Source organism: Pseudoalteromonas sp. SS15 (genome assembly GCF_049257195.1).
Taxonomy (GTDB): Bacteria; Pseudomonadota; Gammaproteobacteria; order Enterobacterales; family Alteromonadaceae; genus Pseudoalteromonas.
Map to the genome: position 1 here is coordinate 68,513 of NZ_JBMMUD010000005.1, position 18,806 is coordinate 87,318.

15 protein-coding genes are annotated in these 18,806 nt (G+C 39.4%); 7 read left to right on the top strand and 8 right to left on the bottom strand.

Features of this window, described 5'->3' with window-relative positions; genetic code table 11:
* Window position 1 precedes the first annotated feature (1 nt).
* Window positions 2-1,165: a serine hydrolase domain-containing protein gene (locus AAEU28_RS11555; protein WP_421964254.1), complete on the bottom strand. Its 1,164-nt coding sequence runs from the start codon at window positions 1,163-1,165 to the stop codon at window positions 2-4.
* Between the two features lie 91 nt (window positions 1,166-1,256).
* Here AAEU28_RS11555 and AAEU28_RS11560 point away from each other — a divergent pair, with 91 nt between their 5' ends.
* From AAEU28_RS11560 to AAEU28_RS11575, 4 genes are all read left to right on the top strand, one after another.
* Window positions 1,257-2,063, top strand: coding sequence for a hypothetical protein (locus AAEU28_RS11560; RefSeq protein ID WP_421964255.1), 807 nt, complete (start codon window positions 1,257-1,259; stop codon window positions 2,061-2,063).
* A gap of 131 nt (window positions 2,064-2,194) precedes the next feature.
* Window positions 2,195-2,902, top strand: a complete 708-nt coding sequence (locus AAEU28_RS11565) for a response regulator (protein WP_421964256.1) — start codon at window positions 2,195-2,197, stop codon at window positions 2,900-2,902.
* Window positions 2,903-2,973: 71 nt separating this feature from the next.
* Entirely contained in the window at window positions 2,974-4,263 is a 1,290-nt protein-coding gene (locus AAEU28_RS11570) for a sensor histidine kinase (RefSeq protein WP_421964257.1), read from the top strand.
* Window positions 4,264-4,364: 101 nt separating this feature from the next.
* Complete coding sequence (locus AAEU28_RS11575; RefSeq protein ID WP_421964258.1) at window positions 4,365-5,711, top strand: sodium-dependent transporter; 1,347 nt, start codon at window positions 4,365-4,367, stop codon at window positions 5,709-5,711.
* 46 nt (window positions 5,712-5,757) lie between these two features.
* Here the strand turns inward: AAEU28_RS11575 and AAEU28_RS11580 are convergent, their stop codons facing one another.
* Both AAEU28_RS11580 and AAEU28_RS11585 read right to left on the bottom strand, forming a co-directional pair.
* Window positions 5,758-6,204 (bottom strand): GNAT family N-acetyltransferase, encoded by a 447-nt coding sequence (locus tag AAEU28_RS11580; protein WP_421964259.1) that lies wholly within the window; start codon window positions 6,202-6,204, stop codon window positions 5,758-5,760.
* A 65-nt stretch (window positions 6,205-6,269) separates the two neighbouring features.
* Complete coding sequence (locus AAEU28_RS11585) at window positions 6,270-7,013, bottom strand: sporulation protein (RefSeq protein ID WP_138482911.1); 744 nt, start codon at window positions 7,011-7,013, stop codon at window positions 6,270-6,272.
* Between the two features lie 206 nt (window positions 7,014-7,219).
* On the opposite strand from AAEU28_RS11585, the gene AAEU28_RS11590 reads away from it, so the two are divergent.
* Window positions 7,220-8,791: a cation:proton antiporter gene (locus AAEU28_RS11590; RefSeq protein WP_421964260.1), complete on the top strand. Its 1,572-nt coding sequence runs from the start codon at window positions 7,220-7,222 to the stop codon at window positions 8,789-8,791.
* Between the two features lie 272 nt (window positions 8,792-9,063).
* Window positions 9,064-9,345, top strand: coding sequence for a hypothetical protein (locus AAEU28_RS11595; protein WP_421964261.1), 282 nt, complete (start codon window positions 9,064-9,066; stop codon window positions 9,343-9,345).
* 79 nt (window positions 9,346-9,424) lie between these two features.
* Here the strand turns inward: AAEU28_RS11595 and AAEU28_RS11600 are convergent, their stop codons facing one another.
* The 5 genes from AAEU28_RS11600 to ilvY all read right to left on the bottom strand — a co-directional run bounded on the left by AAEU28_RS11600 (window position 9,425) and on the right by ilvY (window position 17,181).
* On the bottom strand, window positions 9,425-10,417 hold the full coding sequence (locus AAEU28_RS11600) for a sterol desaturase family protein (protein ID WP_421964262.1): 993 nt from the start codon (window positions 10,415-10,417) through the stop codon (window positions 9,425-9,427).
* Between the two features lie 184 nt (window positions 10,418-10,601).
* Window positions 10,602-12,815: a TonB-dependent receptor family protein gene (locus AAEU28_RS11605; RefSeq protein ID WP_421964263.1), complete on the bottom strand. Its 2,214-nt coding sequence runs from the start codon at window positions 12,813-12,815 to the stop codon at window positions 10,602-10,604.
* Between the two features lie 12 nt (window positions 12,816-12,827).
* Window positions 12,828-14,114, bottom strand: coding sequence for an imelysin family protein (locus AAEU28_RS11610; RefSeq protein ID WP_421964264.1), 1,287 nt, complete (start codon window positions 14,112-14,114; stop codon window positions 12,828-12,830).
* A gap of 90 nt (window positions 14,115-14,204) precedes the next feature.
* Window positions 14,205-16,004 (bottom strand): DUF4856 domain-containing protein, encoded by a 1,800-nt coding sequence (locus AAEU28_RS11615; protein WP_421964265.1) that lies wholly within the window; start codon window positions 16,002-16,004, stop codon window positions 14,205-14,207.
* A gap of 262 nt (window positions 16,005-16,266) precedes the next feature.
* Window positions 16,267-17,181 (bottom strand): HTH-type transcriptional activator IlvY, encoded by a 915-nt coding sequence (gene ilvY / locus AAEU28_RS11620; RefSeq protein WP_421964266.1) that lies wholly within the window; start codon window positions 17,179-17,181, stop codon window positions 16,267-16,269.
* Between the two features lie 116 nt (window positions 17,182-17,297).
* Here ilvY and ilvC point away from each other — a divergent pair, with 116 nt between their 5' ends.
* Window positions 17,298-18,767 carry a ketol-acid reductoisomerase gene (gene ilvC, locus AAEU28_RS11625; RefSeq protein ID WP_421964267.1) on the top strand — a complete coding sequence of 490 codons (1,470 nt, stop codon included), beginning with the start codon at window positions 17,298-17,300 and terminating at the stop codon, window positions 18,765-18,767.
* The last annotated feature ends 39 nt before the right edge of the window (window positions 18,768-18,806 follow it).

Genomic DNA, 18,806 nt, shown 5'->3' on the forward strand with positions numbered 1-18,806 from the left:
CTTACTCGTCAACAGCATTTGCTGTTGACGTCTCCTTCCACTCAATCGCCTGCTTAATAAACTCAACTGTTAATTCATTTATCGAACCACTCTCAGCGTTAAGCAACATACTATAACCTATGTTCATTGATGGGATGACCACAATGTCAGTACGATAACCCTGTACCCAGCCACTATGATAAAACAACAATGTGCCTTCAAAGTCATATATGCGCCAACCTAAGCCATAATGTGCTTCTTTAACATGCTTACGCCAAATTCTTCTTTTAAGTTCTCTTTTTGTTTGTACATAAGGTCTAGATTGCATAGTCAATGCATCCAATGACAGTACTTCTGGAAAGTGTCCAAGTTGCGCTTTTAGCCAAAAGACCATATCTGCCGCGCTCGCATTTATTCCTGCAGCAGGCAGTACTTTGTAATAGTTGCTCTTTAATCTAGCTGTATGCCAACGTTTTCTGCCTAAAACGTGAGGCGCTGCGAAATTTTTGTCTTTGGTTAAATTTTTTAAACCAACACCACCGTCGCGCATACCTAAGGGCGCAAATAAAAATTCTTCAACCCAGGTTTTGTAATCTAACCCTGTTTTTGCTTGTATTACCCTATCAATAAGACTAAACATCACATTCTGATAGCCGTAACACATGCTGGGTTTACATATCGGTTGAATATCAAAAAGCTTATCTGTGATATCTGTGTAACTCATTCTAGATTCAACCAGATTATCGTAAGCATTAGGCACTATGCCGCTAGAATGGCTTAATAAATTATAGACTTTTAAGTTTTCAAACTTTGACTCACGCGCTTGTGGGAGGTAATGACTGATTTCACGGTCTAGGTCGATTTTGCCTTCAGTTGCTAATTTAGCGGTCAGCGAGCCTGCAAACGTTTTTGATACTGACGCCAAACGAAATCGAGTATGTGCATCAACTTTTCTGCCTTGTTTGACTTTTGTTCGACCAAACCCTTTTTGAAAGTAACTATCATCACCTTGTACGATACTTAATGCCGCACCAGGAATGGATTTTTCTTTGAGTTTTGTTTCGACTTGCTTAGAATAGCGATTTACAAATTGCTGCCACTGTTGCTGCTCGGCTTTGTCGTTTTTATTTAATGCCAAACATTCAACGGTGAAGAGCCCCATAACTGCGTAAATCAGGGTCTTCATAAAAATTGCTCCTGTTTTCATAACGGCATTCTAACATTTTGTCGTTTGTTGTCTTGTGTTTGGGCATAAATTATTAATCTGAGGAATTTTAATGCGTAAGTTATCGATACTTGGAGTTGGTTTATTACTTAGTTCTGCATGTAGTTTTACCCCTCAGTTGGCGCCAGAACTTACTTTACCTAAAAAGCCTTTATTAAAAAAAGAAGTTGTTTTCCTAACCTACAACGCGAAGCAGAACCCTGTAAAAATAAAATCGGTGCAGCTTCCTGCACACCCTATTTATAAAAACAACCGTGTTTGGGTTGACCCTAAGTCTCTTCAATTAACAGCACCACAATATCAACTCCTAGCAGAACAACTTTCTAAGCTTGGTTTAGCTGTAGCCAATAGTAACGATGCCGATTACATTTTAAACGTGCAGCAACTTTCAGTAGAAAGAACCAATGACATAGACTTACAGCTCGAAGCGAATAAAAAGATTAAGTCTCACAATGCGCCTGTTTTAAAAAGCAATCAATCAAAACAATGCAGTAACTATGAAGTAAAAATCAGTTTTCGCTTAAATCACAAACAAAGTGCTGATGTCGTTTGGATTGCTCAAGCGAGTATATCTAGTCATACTTTTATTGATAAGCCTGTAATATATAAGTTTACTCAGCAACAGGTAGTCACTAATGAACAGGCCGTTGTCGATTTTATCAACTTGCACAATACGGAGGCCGCACGTAAACAGCGGTTTGAGCAAAAAGTGTCAGTGCCTAAATATCAAGTCAAATATCAAACCTCTCCTTTAACTAAAGTGTCTGGTTTGTGCACTAATCAAGAGGTTTCAGCTGTGACAAATGACATCGAAGCCCACCTCATTGCCGAGCTAATGGGCAAGTTAAAGGTGCGCTAAACATTTTTTTACAGTATTCAAGCGGTTTTATTGCTTATAATTCTTATAATTAAGCCACAATAAAATTGCCTGAATACCTTCGCTGTAGATGTATACTACATTTTTAAGTGATTGGTTTTAGTGAGGGAAACATGGAAAACTACGCCACTATTTTACTTGTTGAAGATGATGAATCTTTGGCCCAATGGGTTGCTGAATACCTAGATAACCAAGGTTATACAACACATATTTGCCACAGGGGCGACCAAGCTGTTGCTATGGTAAAAGACGTCTCTCCAGATATTGTACTGCTTGATATTATGTTGCCTGGGCAAGATGGCATAAGCGTTTGTCGAGATCTGCGTCAATTCTACAACAAACCTATCGTAATGATGACAGCCAAAGATGAAGAGATGGATGAAGTCATCGGCTTAGAAGTAGGTGCGAGTGATTATGTTATCAAACCTGTTAGACCTCGTGCACTGCTTGCAAGGATCAAATCTCTACTCAGAGCTGCGGAACAATCACCTTCAACAACCGAGGTCGATGATGACAACATTCAAGTGGGTGCATTACATATAGATACACTCGCGCGTAAAGTAACGATTGACGGAACTGAAGTTGCAATTTCTAGCGCTGAGTATTTATTACTCCACTTTTTAGCAAGTAATGCGGGGGAAGTCGTGTCTAGAGATGCGGTATTTAAAGCCACTAAAGGCCGAGAATATGATGGCCTAGACAGAAGTGTCGATGTGCTGATATCTGCACTTAGGAAGAAGTTTAATGACGATCCTCAGCATCCAGAAAAATTCAAAACTGTCTGGGGCAAAGGCTACCTGATGGTACCTACAGCTTGGTAAACCTGCCGCATTCATCATAACCAACATGCTAATCATGTTGGTTTTTCTCTCTATAATTTGGTGTTGCCAATTTGAAAAAACTTTACCTTTATTTACTCGCTAGTGCGCTATTGTCTATTGTGGTTCTTGGATGGTTAATCGATACGTTTAATCAACAAGCTTTCTCACCAGATGATAACTTCATGTGGCAACGTAATATCACGGGTGGGTTTATCAAACAGTTGGAAAGACAACCTGCGAAGCAACGTGCTTCATTTGCCAACACCATCAGTCAAGAATTTTCACTAGATGTAAGTTATAAAGATGGGCAAAGTCTTGCTCTGCCCTCTGAGTTAAAAAATGAAATGTTCACCCCACAAGGTTTATTGCTTGAAGACGAGATAGGCTTTTACCTACTTAAGTCATCTAAAAATCTTATGCCAGATTATGTCGAGTTGCGTCTAACCAAACCAGAGCAAGAGCAAAACAGTGATGTATTACTGACATTGTTATTTTATTCTGGCGTTTGTACTTTTATGTGGTTCATATTGTCACCGCTTGCAAAAAGGTTAAACGTATTAACGAGTAAAGCGAAACAGTTTGCTGCCGGTGATTTTTCGGCTCGTATTGAGCCAAACCATTTTACTTACATTAAAGACGTCGAGCTCACATTTAATGGCATGGCGAGCAAAATTGAAAAGCTAATGGCTGAAAACAAACTCATGGCGTCGAGCCTATCTCATGACATTAGAACGCCTGTGGCCTGTATGCGTTTTGCTTTGGATGCTGCTATTGACGAACCTGACAATAAAAAGGTCAATGAAATTCTGCTAAGAATGGAAAAAGATTTAGACCAAATGGAAGATATGCTGAAGTCATATTTATCTTTTGCTACGCTCGAGCAAAAGTCTCATTTATTAAATTTCGAAACGACACAAGCCTCTCATTATTTACATGATGTAAGCTTGCAAATACAGCCTAAATTACAAAAAGCTGAATTGTCGTTACTTACAGAACTAAATGCCAAATTCGAAATAACCGCAGACTTGCATTGGTTAGCCCGTGCCATTACTAACTTACTCAGTAATGCTTGTGATTTTGCAGCCAAGCACATTCAAATTTCTAGTTACTATGACTCACAATACATATATATAGAAATAGAAGATGATGGCCCAGGTATAGCACCAGAGAACTGGCACAAAGTATTTAGTCCTTTCTTTCAAGAAGAAAATCACCGAAATCGTGCAGGGAAAAGCTATGGACTTGGACTTGCGATTGTCAGTAAAGTGGTAGATTGGCACCATGGGAAAGTCTCTGTTTCTCAGTCTGAGAGCTTAGGCGGTGCTAAATTTACGATACAACTGCCAAAAAGACCTAACTGATCATCATTTATGGTGTATTGATTTCAGACAAGGTCTTTTTATTTTTCATCATTTGCAGTAGATTGTCAGCCATCCCTTAGAATATAAAAGAATAACAACATATGAGTAGTATTAGAGGCGAGTTCAGTTCTCGCTTTGGCTTTATTATGGCTGCCGCAGGATCGGCTGTTGGACTTGGTAACATTTGGGGCTTCCCAACTCAAACTGCCTCTAACGGTGGCGCTGCATTCGTTTTAGTGTATCTTATTTTGGCCTTTTGTTTAGCTTACCCGGCTTTAATGGCCGAATTAGTCATTGGTCGTCATGGCCAAGCGAACGCTGTGTCTTCATTACAAAAATTAGCTAACTCACCATTACAAAAAAAATTCGCATTTATCGTCGGTTTTGGCGGTATTATTTGCGCGGGTTTGATCCTCAGCTTTTATGCCATTGTTGCAGGCTGGATGTTCAGTGCTACCGCAGAGCCGATTGCTGCTGTGACAGGCCTAGAAAGTACATCTACTTGGCTTAACACTCAGTCATTTCCACGCGACCTTATATTTACTAGTTTATTCATTATCCTGACCATTGCTATCATCAGTAAAGGCGTTGAAAACGGCATTGAAAAGTGGTCAAAGCGTCTAATGCCAGCCCTGCTGAGTATTTTAGGACTTCTTATTATCTATGTAATGACTCAAGAAGGTGCAATGGAAGGCTTAAAAGCTTATTTAGTGCCTGATTTTAACTCTTTGTTAGATCCGCAACTTTTGGTTAGCGCACTTGGACAAGCGTTTTTCTCACTATCTTTGGGTACAAGTGTGATGATTATTTATGGCTCTTACATCAGTAAAAAGGAAAACTTAGTTTCATTGGGGGCGTATGTCACGCTTATCGATGTACTTATTGCATTTGTGGCTGGTCTTTTAATTATTCCTGCTATGTATGTCGCACAAGCGCAAGGTGTGGCTATTTTCTCAGAATCTGGCGCCCTGTTATCTGAAGATACTCTAGTATTCCAAGTACTACCCGCTCTGTTCTTAAGCATGGGCGATATTGGCTACTTCGTCGGCTTTGCTTTCTTTGCACTGATGAGTATTGCAGCTCTTACGTCGTCTATTTCAATGCTTGAAGCACCCGTATCTTATGCTGTAGAAAAATTTGCTTTAGGCCGTGTCCAAGCAACTTGGATAATTGGCGGGATCATTTCTCTTGTCAGTTTCACTATTATTTTTAATTTCTCTGCATTGTTTGGTTTTGTAGTAAGTTTAACAACTCAATTCTCTCAGCCCTTAATCGGGATGCTTTGTTGTATCTTTGTTGGCTGGATCTGGCATAGAAATAATTTGCTCGCCGAAATTAAAAATGGCCATGAAGAAGCTGAGAATACATTATTTTGGAAAGTGTGGCCTTGGTACATCAAGTTTGTATGCCCACTTGCAATCGCTATGGTGTTTATTCATTCGTTTTAAACAGAGCTAGCGACCTATTAAAAAAGCGAGTATCGAACTCGCTTTTTTATTGTGTTAATTCCATATCTGTATGTGGAATGCCATCTTCTAGATAAGTGTCAGATATCGCTTTGAATCCTAAACTTTCATAAAAAGGGGTTAGATGAGTTTGCGCACTCAATTGTACTTTATAATCAGGCCAAAGGTTCTTGCATACACTCAATGACTCCTTCATTAATTTTGATGCTAGCCCCTTTCCTCTATTTGGCTCAGTGATAATTACTCTACCAATCGCAGTTACCTGCGAAGTTTTTTGATAGCAACGTGAATAAGCGACAACCTCTCCATCACTATCTAAATAATAAATGTGTCGAGTCTCTTCCAGAATATCAACATCATCTAATTCAGGGTACGCACATTCTTGCTCAACAACAAAAATATCTACCCTTGCTTTAGCTAATTTGAAGAATGTTAACGTATCTAAGTCAGAGAATTTTTTTACATAACATTTCATGCTTTTCACCGATAAAAAAGCCTAGCTATGCTAGCTAGGCTTTTAGTAAATTAAGACGTACTAACTTAGTTAAATAGTCTTTCTAATTGATCACATAGTTGAGACACATTCACATGATCATGCTCGATGGTTAAATCAACATACCCATCACCTCTAAAGGCTCGATCAAGTTCGATTAACACGTGAGTTTTGTGCGCTTCAGGCACAAATGACAACTCTATCTCTTGAATGCCAAATAACGAACGCGTGTTAGGTCTATATTCTAACTCTTGATAGCAACCAGACGTTGATTGAAAACTAGAAGCTCTTAGATAGCCTTTTTCAACATCCGCTTTTACTAAGCTAAATCCGAGCTTATCCATCGCCTGCATACAGGCTTTGACAGCTTCATTCGGGTAAATATGTAGCGTATCTTTGTCATTAGGATCAATGGCCAAATCAATATCCAGACCGGTTTCAACCCAAACGAACGAATGATTGTAACCCGCGTTCAACTCAGTAATTGGGGTTTCTGAATGCAGTCTTGCTTCAAATGGAATGACTTTCTTTTCACCCGGTGCGATTACAAATTGTTCTGAAATACGCCATTTATCTAGAACGTGATTAGTAAAATATTCGCCATCATCTGACTCAACTTTGACTCGTGTCATCAATGCTAATTCTAGGCCAGAGACCTGTTGCTCAACATCTCCGCCTTCAACAATAATTTGTGCTTGAAACTTTTGACCTGGATATAAATGTTCAGTTTCTAAAATAGTATCGACCTTCGCAGCCCCGATACCCACAGATGCAAGGATTTTTTTAAACATCGCCTCTCCTGTAGAGATTATTCCTTCTAACTGCATCTTAACCACATTTAATAAATCTTGTCAGCGAAAATTTGTGTTTTTAATGCAAATATCTTTCACTGATAACAAGTTAGTCAAATTTTACGCACTATTAGCCTAAAGTTTTGATTTATAAATCAGTCAGTTTTGCTAATATGCTACATCAATTTCGCTTAATTATATTGAATATGGAACTGTTGTTTTTTGCTGTCGCATTCGCATGCGGATTTTCTATTTACCAACTCAAGCTACCGCCACTCATTGGTTTTTTAATGGCTGGCTTTATTTTAAACCTAATGGGTCATCAGACAACTGATTTACTCACCCAGTTAGCTGATTTAGGTGTAACCATACTATTATTCAGTATTGGTCTAAAACTCAAAGTCGGTAATTTAGTTAAACCTCAAGTATGGGGTCCAGCAACACTACATATTGTTTTAAGCACAGCTTTTTTTGCCAGTCTGTTATTATTATTAGGCGCGGCATCACTGCCCCTATTCAGCTCACTAGATACCTCCAGTGCTTTGCTTGTTGGTTTTGCGTTTAGCTTCTCAAGTACCGTATTTGCTGTAAAGGTACTAGAAGAGCGCGGTGAAATGTCTGCCCTACACGGCAAAATAGCCATTGGCATCTTGGTTATGCAGGATATCTTCGCGGTTATCTTTTTGGCTGTCAGCACAGGTAAAATGCCAAATATCTGGGCGCTTGGACTTTTAGTCGCACTGCCTTTATTTAGGCCTATCATGTTCTGGGTACTTAATCGTTCTAAACATGGTGAGCTGTTACCTCTATTTGGCTTTTTCTTCGCCTTGGTAATTGGCTACCATGCTTTCGAGTTTGCAGGGTTAAAAGGCGATTTAGGTGCTCTTATCATAGGTATGATGTTTGCCCCTCATAAAAAAGCCAGTGAGCTTTCAAAATCATTACTCAATGTGAAAGACATTTTACTTGTCGGGTTTTTCTTAAATATTGGCTTAAACGCAAATATTACACCGAATGCGCTAGTAGTTGCGGTCATGCTTATCTTAGTGTTGCCTATTAAAGTTATGTTGTACTACATATTAACTAATTTCTTTAGACTCAGAGCACGTACGTCTCTACTGAGTGCATTTACACTGTCTAATTACAGTGAGTTCGGATTAATCGTATGTGCTGTAGCTGCCTCAACAGGCCTCATTACCAGCGATTGGTTAGCTGTTGTTGCTATTGCAGTATCGATCACTTTTGTCATAGCTTCTCCACTAAATAAACGTGCCAATGAGTTGTACGTTAAGTTAGAGCCTTGGCTATTAAAATTTGAGAGTGACAAACGCTTAGAAGAAGAATTACCGGTTAATTTAACAGATACAAAAATAGTTATTTTCGGTATGGGCCGAATTGGTACGGGTGCTTATGAAACCATAGAAGCGTCGCATCCTGGCAAAGTAGCTGGTATTGATATCAAACCGGAAGTCGTTGATAAGCATGTGAAGCGCAACCGTCGTGTTTTGCTCGCAGACGCGACCGATCCAGATTTCTGGCAGCGCATGAATCACTCTGACGTTGACATGGTTATGTTAGCCATGCCTAAACATATGCAAAACATTTTTGCATTAGAGCAGCTTAGAGCATCGGGTTTCAGCGGTCGTGTGAGTGCCATCGCATATTATCCAGATCAACAACGTGAATTAGAAGAAATGGGCGTAGAATTTACCTATAACTTCTATCTAGAAGCCGGTAGTGGTTTCGCTGAGCATGTTAGTCAAAAAATATTTAATTAATAACTTAAAAAGTTATCAGTACCATAGTAGGTACTGATAACTATTTCTATTTACCTCTCAACAACTTACATCTAGACGTCTAATACCCCTTGTTCCTAATAATGCAAGTCGATTTACAAAGCTTTACATGCGCCGTAGAAATCATGCTCAAAAAAAGAGTAAACTGGAACGGTCTTATGAGCTAAGTCTCTATTTTAAACACAATTTTTGTTTTAAATGTGATTGACCTTGAGCTCTTATTTTTTGGAATTTTTGGCAAGCGAGAGGCATTGATGCGTAAAGGTAAGGCAGAATTAAATTTTTCAGCCGTGGTGGATGACGTTAAAGCAAGTCCTTTTGTGGATTTGCAAAGCCGACTTGACGAGCTGCAAGACAATGGAATGACAGCGCTGACAATTCGCACTGTTTTATTTAACAAGATGCTAGATATGCACAGTGTTCCGGCCGATCATTTTTTGAGAAAAGAATCAGCCCCATCTAGATTAGATGATCCGAAAATAATTGAAACACTTAATGACCTTGGCTTTTATAAACAAAGAAAAGTCGTTCATTAATTAATTGGGGAGCCTACTCTCCGACTTATAGGCTGGCAATGCCCGTCGCCAGCCTATCTTCTTACCTACAAAGCACCACTTATTCACTTATTTCTTTGTCTTTTAATGCGTCTTTCTTGATATTTTTCTTCGGTATAAGACTGAGAACCGCTAGCTTTATTGGCAACCAATAAATTGCATAAACAGAATCATGTTTAGCGTCATATTTACCAACGCCAATACTTACTTTGCCAGCCTCAGATGCTTTTATTAAAGTCCCGCCTATCCTATCCCAAATGGCCAATGCAGAGCCTAAGTTGGTATCAAAGTGTTTAGGGTTATCGCTATGGTGAACCTGATGTTGAGCTGGGCTAATAAACCACCCTTCTAACTTGTCTCCCCAACTAAACCAAATGTGGGAGTGTCTTAAATTAGCGCCAAAAATATTAAATAAGAAAACAAAGGCATTTGCACCTAGAATGTCAAACATGCTTAATGAAGTGCCAAATAAATGATAACCCACACCAACAGCGATACCTTGCGTCACCGCCATTCTGCAAGCATATAAGTAGCTCTCAACAGGATGAGTTCGATAAATAGTAAATGGCGTCAGTACCTTTGCTGAGTGATGAACTTTATGAAACTCCCATAAGAATGGGACTTTATGAAGCAGTAAATGCAGCAAGTATCTAGTGAAATCATCGAGCAAAAATAGTATGAGTGTAAAAAATGCAATCACACTGGCTTCTGGCCATTGCAACATAAGTGGTTTGCCGAGCACCCACTCTAGAAAATCTGTAACAGCTATCGCGACAGGCACCATGGTAAGTACAATGGGTGCAAACGTTGCAGTTTTAATGATTTTATTTGTAACAAGCAAGGTGTAATCTAATTTTGCGCTTTTACACAACCACACATCTTTAGGAAATAAAAAACGCAAAAAACCTTTGCCACTTTTCGACTTTTCAATTTGTGCATAGACAAAAAACGCCATAACTATCGCGCTAAGTAAATATGGAATGTATATGCGCTTATTTGCGTCAATTAAATAGGTAGGCAATGCTGATAAGTCTTGCCAAATCTGTTCTAACACACTTTCTCCTTTAACACAGAAATGTAGAGAAGTACTTCTATCTTAATAGATTTACTAGGATAAAACACATCAAAAAGCATATGAAATAGAGACGCTACTCACTTACATTTTACAAGTTAACGCGCAAAGACAGTATACGAAAAAGGGCCACAAGTGGCCCTAATTTATAATTATAAAATACCGATTAAAATTGATATTTATAACCAAATATAACTTGTCTTGGTTTGCCCGGGCGCGCACCATAAGGTCGACGGCTCACTACTTTCTCTTCATCAAGTAGGTTATCAATCTTAAGATAGATACGTCCATACTGATCAAAATCGTAACCCGCAGATATATCAACCGTAATCGCACTATCAGTTTTTACACCATTTAAACCATCAGCAATAATCTCGCCATTATCATCAACAAGGTCACCAGCTCTTTCTTGCATTGAAGAAACATTCTTAATGCTTAAATTGGTGTACCACTCGCTTGCCTCAAGACCAATATTAAATGCAAACTGATGTTCAGGAACATATGGCAGGCTGTCACCAGACGTCACTCTACCCCATTGATCAAAGTCTGACGTGAAATCTGTTTTAAACTCACCTTTGGTGTATGTATAAACAAAACCATAAGGGATATCTATTTGTAAGTTCAGAGGGTAGCGCTGAGAAAATTGTGTTTCTAGACCGTATACATCAACTTCACCACCGTTGAATTCCTGGTCTATTGCCTCATCGATACCACAATTTGAAAATCCGCAGCTTTCCTTTAAGTTGCTGTAGTCATTGAAGAATGCAACAGCTTCGAATTGCGTTATTCCGTCATTAAATCGACCACCAAACTCATAGTTAACGCTCTTTTCAACTTCGATATCTGCGGCTTGTTTCGGACTGCTTGGAACAAAGCCTTGATGCACACCAAATAATAGACCAGAGTCATCATTTAATTGATAAAAACCACTTACACCTGGTAACCAGATGGTGGTCTTTTTCTTTTGCCAATCGTCAGTATCTTTTTTATCTGTATAGTACATGTCCATGCTTTCGCCACGTACACCTGCAGATACCGTTAAATTTCCCAGCGTCACTGTATCTTCAATGTAAACTGAAAGCGCTTTCGTGTTTTCGATATTTGTCGTGGTGAATACAGCTTCTTCAGCTGTTTTTAGCGCAAAACCGTCTTCCATTTCATATGTTTCAGTGAAGTGCTTACGTTCTATTTCATCTTCATGTAATCGAACACCGAAAGCAAGCTTGTGCTCAACACCCTGAATTGAGAAGTCATAATTACCATCAACTTGAATACCCTGAGAGAAGTATTCGCGATCATTGGTACCCATTAGTAAATAATGCGTAGTGCTGCCTGATTCTACTGAGTTTTGTGTACCAGAGATAACTGCGTATTCTCTTTCATATTTTTCAGGGTTAGCCAAAATAGCTGACAAACTAGCTTGCGAGCCTACTAACTTACTAAGTTTCAACCAAGCTCGTTCATAATCATGTCGATAAACACGGGTTGTCATTGATAAATTATCGTCTGACATATTATGCGAAAGCATAACCTGCTGGTGTTTAGTGTCCATTAATGCCGGCTGAGTCGCTGCATAACGTCTGTATGGGTTTTCAGCAAAATCTGCATCAGTTAGACCTAAATATGTTTCGTCTGACTTTTCATCAGCATATGACAGTTTAAGCCCAAACGTATGGTCTACCCCATCATTAGTCAATTGATAGTTAAATTTAGCTAAAAGATCATTTTTATCGAAGCCAGTGTTACCACCACCATCTAACTCTTTAAAGCCATCAGCTTTTAGATTGACGCCTTCGACTAAAAAACCTACGTTATTAACAACGGAGCCAAAGTGTCCATGTACTTTTTGATATCCGTCAGTTCCTCTTGCGATATCGATACCACCTTCGGTGAACTCAGGTACTTGTCTAGTAACAAAGTTGAGTGCACCAGCTACTGTTTGCGGACCATGTTTAATCGCTGCCGGGCCTTTAAATACCTCAACAGCGGTCATACGTGTAGGCACTGGGAAGTAATAAGCAGCTGACGCTGAATAAGGAGAAGGACCAATTAACACGCCATCTTCCATTATTGTGATCTTTTTGCTTCGCTCAGGTGTTACTCCTCTGAAACCAATGTTAGGGCGGAGACCATAACCATCTTCTTCCCTAATATTCACGCCAGGTACTTTACTTAAAATACGGTGAATATCATCATACTCAAACTTCTCAAGCTCAACCTCTGTTAGCAAAGTCGTTGAACCCGCCTCAGTGCGAAGTTTATCTGTATGGCTTAGTATTGTAATGTGTTCAATATTATCACCGCTCGTTTCCTGTTTATTATCAGCAAACGCAGACGTCGCAATACCTGCCACAGCTAATGCTAAAAGTGTTTTTTTCATAGAACTCGCTCTTTAATCGTTGTCGCCTGCTGAAGTTTTAGGTAGTTCAAGTGCTAACTTATTAATGAAGTCATGCTTGAATTGATCTGTTATATCCTTAACTTTAGCGTGAGTGTGCTCAACTTTTTCTTTATCATTTACAAGTGCTTGCTGCAAATTGCCGTCAATTGCGTCAATTGCTGCATTTGAATCCTGAATCCCTTTCAACATGGCTTCTTTTATATCAGAGCCACTTTCAAAATCTAAGAAATCATCAAAACCAGTTGTATTTTCTGCAGCTGTGCCATTGCCAGTAAATAACTTTTCAAATGCAGCTAGATTCGCTTTCATATTTGCTAAAGAGTTAGCAGCCAATGGCGATTCTACATCTTCTGCACAAGGATCTAAGCCGCAAGAGTTACTGAAGTAACCAAGAGGAAGCGCCAACTTTTGGTCTTTTAATTGCTTATCGGCATAAAACATTGCATTAGTAATTACATTTACCGCTGCATGCGCACTGTCAAAACTGTTACCTGGCTCACCTGCTTTTTTAAGTTCAAGGGCATAGCCAGTTTCGCCAAGCCATTTTTCTAATAAAACTTTTGAATTATCAACTAAGTCATTTGCTACTTCGAGTGCAAACTCACAACGAGCAACACGACGCTCACCATCAGTTCGACTGTTCCAATCAGCAAGGGCATCATTAGCAATTGAGCAGCTGTGATTTAGTTCAGTACTAAATAATAAGTGTTCTAAACTGACTAAACCGCGGCGAGTTGCTGTACGGTTTTTTATATCATACGGGCGACTTTCATCTAAATTGATCACACCATCTTCGAAATATGCTGTATCTTGGTCAACGCCACACGTACTCTTTGCTGGCCATGAATAAATTAAGTTTCTTAACTCACCTTCATTCGTCGCCAGTGGACCAACCTGCATAAGTTCTGCTTGTTGCCAAATTGCAGTTGTAATTCTCCAGCTAGATTGGGCCGCTGCAAGTGCATTTAACCTTGCTTGCTCCTCGCTTTCTCCAGCAGCAACTGATTTTTCAACATCGCAGTAAGCTGCTAATGTTAAGCTATTTTTCTCTGCTTGTTCCTTAAATGAAACGAAAGTAGGCGTAATGACGTTATCAACTAAGTTTGATAATAAGGCTGTTTCATCGAAGCTTGTTGTATTACCACCTTTATCAACAACTGGTGTGCCACCGTCAAAGTTTTCACCTTGGCTGCTCGAAGTGCTTTCTGAGCACGCTGCCAGACCAAGTATTAAAGAAGTAGCTAAAGCCAAAGGCTTCAGTTTTGCGGATCTCAACATAAAATTAATCCTAAAATCTCGAATCATAGATACAGAAAAAGGTTAGCAACCTAAATCACTAACCTTTCAATATATTGTTAGCTAAAACTATTACCAGTTTTTAGCGTTTTCTTCTGAAAAGTCATATGCTTCAGCTAGAATGTCACGTGCTTGGCGTAATTTTTCTGCGTAGGCTTCAAACTCTTCAGTTGTGCCCGTTACTAATGGCTTATCACCCAGTAGTGTGTGAACTTCGACGAATTTAGCCTCACCAAAATCAGCTTTTTTCGGGTTTAGAACATCATCAGCAAATGGAGAGAATGGGCTAAACTGGAAGTTTAACGCAAAACCTTTCATTTCACCCCAATGTTTGGCGTAAGTAGCAAACTCATCAGAAGTGTATTCACCATCTTTTAAGTTTTCGATATCGCTAATAGAGTCATTGATGTAGTGAACAACAGTAGCTGCAATCGCTTTTTCCCAACCAAGGGCTGCACCAAATACATGCTTTTCAAATTGTGCTTTTACATCTTCAGGGAATTCTTCAACTTTAAAGCCATGGTTGTCAGTGATGATCTTACGACCTGCAATAAAGTTAAGCATAGCTTCAGCTGTAAAGTCAGTTGTTACTTCAGCACCAAGGTCACGTTTAGCAGCATTTGATGAGTTACCCCATACGAACTCAGATGCTAAATTGATCCCTGCTGTGCCGTCATAATCGTTTTTACCTAGGAATGCATCACGACCGCCTTTCTTAGCAATCTCTTCATCAGAGTATTCTAGGTAGTTGCGTGATGCACCAAAGTAACCAAAGCCTTCGTCGTATTGGTGCTCAAGTTTTGTATAAAGCTTGCCTTCTTTTTGCGCTGTCGTGTTATCTGATTCTAGGCCTTCACCAAGGTAGTCATCAGTACCTTGTGAGAACATTAAAGCGCCTAGTGTGTGTTTTTGTACAAGTTGTACAAGGTCTAAACCTTCTGGTGTGATGAATGCTTTGGTAATCGCAACACCATTAGCGTCTACTAAGCTATCACCGCTATTTACTTTCTCTATCTGAGCAATGAATAAATCAAAGTAGTGTTTTACTAAGCCTTCTGGTGTCTTAGCTTGAGTACCAAACTCAGTTACGCCTTTGAAGTTGCCTTCAACTTCCCATTCTTTATACATTTTAGAAGCGTCAGCACCTGCAATTTTACCGCTAAGTTCTTTGCCTGAACTTGAAATTGCAGCAAATGTTTTTTGCTCATAGCCAGATAAGTCATCACCTAAGTGAGTAATTGGGTTCTCAGATACAGAGTCATAATCGCCCCAAAGTGCGTCAAGCTTTGCTCTTACATCAGCAGCTACAACGTTATTTGTTTCAATGTACTCAACAGTCATTAAACCCATGTAATGTTTAATTTCGGCTGATAATGCATGGCGTGCAGTCTGCCCTGTGTATGCTACAGATGAACCTGTACCAAGTTTAGAGGCAAATTCATAAACATTTACACCATCTACTGCTTCAACGTCAGTAACCGTTAGCGTCAATTCTTTGTCAAAAGTCAAACCACCAGCATCAGTTACTGTTACTGTTACTGTTACTTCAGTTTCTTGCTCAAAGTTGATAGCAATTGAATCTTTTAATTTTAAACTGCCTTCAACAATTTCGAAGCGGTCATCAGCTACTGTAAAAGTTGCACCTTCTGCATTGTCATCTGTTGCGCTTAGTGTGCCAACAACAACTCCTAATGCGTCTTCAGTAATTGCTGATGATGAAAGAGTGATATCAGTTGGTGCTTGATTTGTAGGTGTTGTAGGTGTAGTTGTATCTGGCGTAGTTGTTTCGTTGTTGCTTGAACCGCCACACGCAGTTAAACCTAATGTTGCAGCTAGAATAGATGTAGCTAACAGAGACTTACGAAGGGTCATTCTTATTGTCCTTTGAAAATACTAAATATTATTAAATTTTAATTGCGGCAAAGTATACACGCATCTAAATAACAATCAATATTATTTACACTGTCATAAATAGTACTTTTGTCAAAAAACAGTGTGAAAAATATTCTCAACCTTATGGAGAAACCAAACAAAATTACTTAAAATCAATAATATAGATAAAAACCTTCAAAAGGGAAATTCAATAACCTTTATGATAATCAATATCAATTACTTTGTATTTATTGTGCTATTATCAATTATTCTCGATGTTATCATTAAATATTTGTTGTGCTGTCTGCCAAATTGCCAAATTCACAGGGTCTTTTAACCTTGTAGATTTAGCTATCAAGCCAATTTCTATATCAGTGTTACCGCTTTTGATAGGTAATACTCTCACTTGCTGCTTAAAAGGACTTTGAGATAAAACAACATCTGGTACTAAAGCAATGCCAAACCCTAAACTGACAAGGGCTACAATTGCTTCGTGTCCAGAAACATGTGCATAAACTTTTGGTTTAAAGCTTTGCTCGACACAGAACTCATCTAGTCTTTCTTTTAATACGCCCTGCTCTGGTACAATATATTCGAGCTTTGACCAATCAAATGTCTGTGTAGGCATTGCATTTATAGTTTCACAGAGTGGACTCTCCATAGTCGGCGCTATCATGAGCAACTTAGCTTCACCTAGTTTTGTATAAACAAGGCCTGCTGGTAGTTCTCTTGGCTTAACCGCTACAGCTAAATCCGCTTTTTCAGCTTGGACGTTCGATATTGACAGCGCTGGGTCGCCTGTATTTAGATTCAACTCTACATCTGGGTATTTTTTACGAAATGCCGCAAACAATTTATATATGTAGCTATAACTCGCCGTCACAGAACAATATAAGTCAGCCTCACCCGATAAAACCTGTTGCTCAGTTTGACATTGCCCTTTAAAAAGCCGCCATTGATTTAGCGTTGCATTGGCATAGTCAACAAAGGCTTTTCCTTGAGAAGTTAATGACACACTGCGGTTATCTCTTATAAATAAAGGCACGCCGACTTCTTCTTCTAATTGTTTAATTTGCCGGCTCAGTGTTGGCGCACTAATAAAGCAAAGATTACTTGCTCGGCCAAAATGTAGGGTATCTGCCAGCGCTAAGAAATACTTAAGTTGTTTATGATCCATTTAACATTTCAAAAATTGAAACACAGTAATGCAAATATATCATTTTACGAAACCAAAACTACCCCCTATTCTCAAACTCGTATCTAGACAAACACTTATTTTTTAAAGGCTCTAACATGGCGAATTATTTTAATACTCTTCCTTTACGCGAACAGTTAGCACAACTTGCTCAATGCGAGTTTATGGACCCAAAAGAATTTGAAAACGGCGTAGCAGCCCTAGAAGGTAAAAAACTGGTTATCGTTGGTTGCGGTGCACAAGGTCTAAACCAAGGTTTAAACTTACGTGATTCTGGGTTAGACGTAAGTTATGCCCTACGCGACTCTGCGATTGCTGAAAAACGAGCTTCATTTATTAATGCATCAGAAAACGGATTTACCGTTGGCACTTATGAAGAACTTATCCCGACTGCGGACTTAGTACTTAACCTTACCCCTGACAAACAACACACTAGTGTCGTTGAAGCTGTTATGCCACTTATGAAACAAGGCTCAACACTGGCATATTCTCATGGCTTTAATATTGTTGAAGAAGGTATGCAAGTACGTGAAGACATCACAGTGATCATGGTTGCCCCTAAGTGCCCTGGTACTGAAGTACGTGAAGAGTATAAACGTGGGTTTGGTGTACCTACTCTTATTGCAGTTCACCCTGAAAATGACCCTGAAGGTAAAGGTCTTGAGCAAGCAAAAGCTTATGCTGCAGGTACCGGTGGCCACAGAGCTGGTGTACTTAAGTCTTCTTTTATCGCCGAAGTAAAGTCAGATTTAATGGGTGAGCAAACCATTCTTTGCGGTATGTTACAAACTGGTTCTCTTCTTTGTTTCGATAAAATGGTTGAAAAAGGCGTTGATGCTGCCTATGCGTCAAAACTTATTCAATACGGTTGGGAAATCATTACAGAAGCACTTAAGCATGGTGGTATCACCAATATGATGGACCGCTTAAGCAACCCAGCTAAAGTGAAAGCATTTGAGCTAAGTGAAGAGCTAAAGCAAATCATGCGCCCACTGTACAACAAGCATATGGACGATATCATCAGCGGCGAATTCTCAAGCGGCATGATGGCCGATTGGGCAGAAGACGACGCCAAGCTTCTTTCGTGGCGCGCAGAAACCGCTGAAACTGCATTCGAAAAGCAAGAAAATACGGCTGAAGAAATTTCAGAACAAGCTTTCTTCGACAAAGGTATTTTAATGGTTGCTATGGTAAAAGCAGGTGTTGAACTTGCGTTTGAGACCATGACAGCCGCAGGCATCATTGAAGAGTCAGCATATTATGAGTCGCTTCACGAAACACCGTTAATCGCAAATACGATTGCACGCAAAAAACTATTCGAAATGAACCGTACTATCTCTGATACGGCAGAATATGGCTGTTATTTATATAATCATGCTTGCTTACCGTTGCTTCAGGACTTCATGAAAGACATCGAAACTGATGTTATTGGAAAAGGTTTGAACTCAGATAACTTTGTTGATAATCAATCACTAATTGCTGTTAACAGTGCTATCAGAAATCACCCTGTCGAGAAGGTCGGTGAAACATTACGCGGCTATATGTCAGCGATGAAAAAGATTGTTTAGAAACGTTTCGCTTGTTAGAAACCAAGCCCAATAACTGTA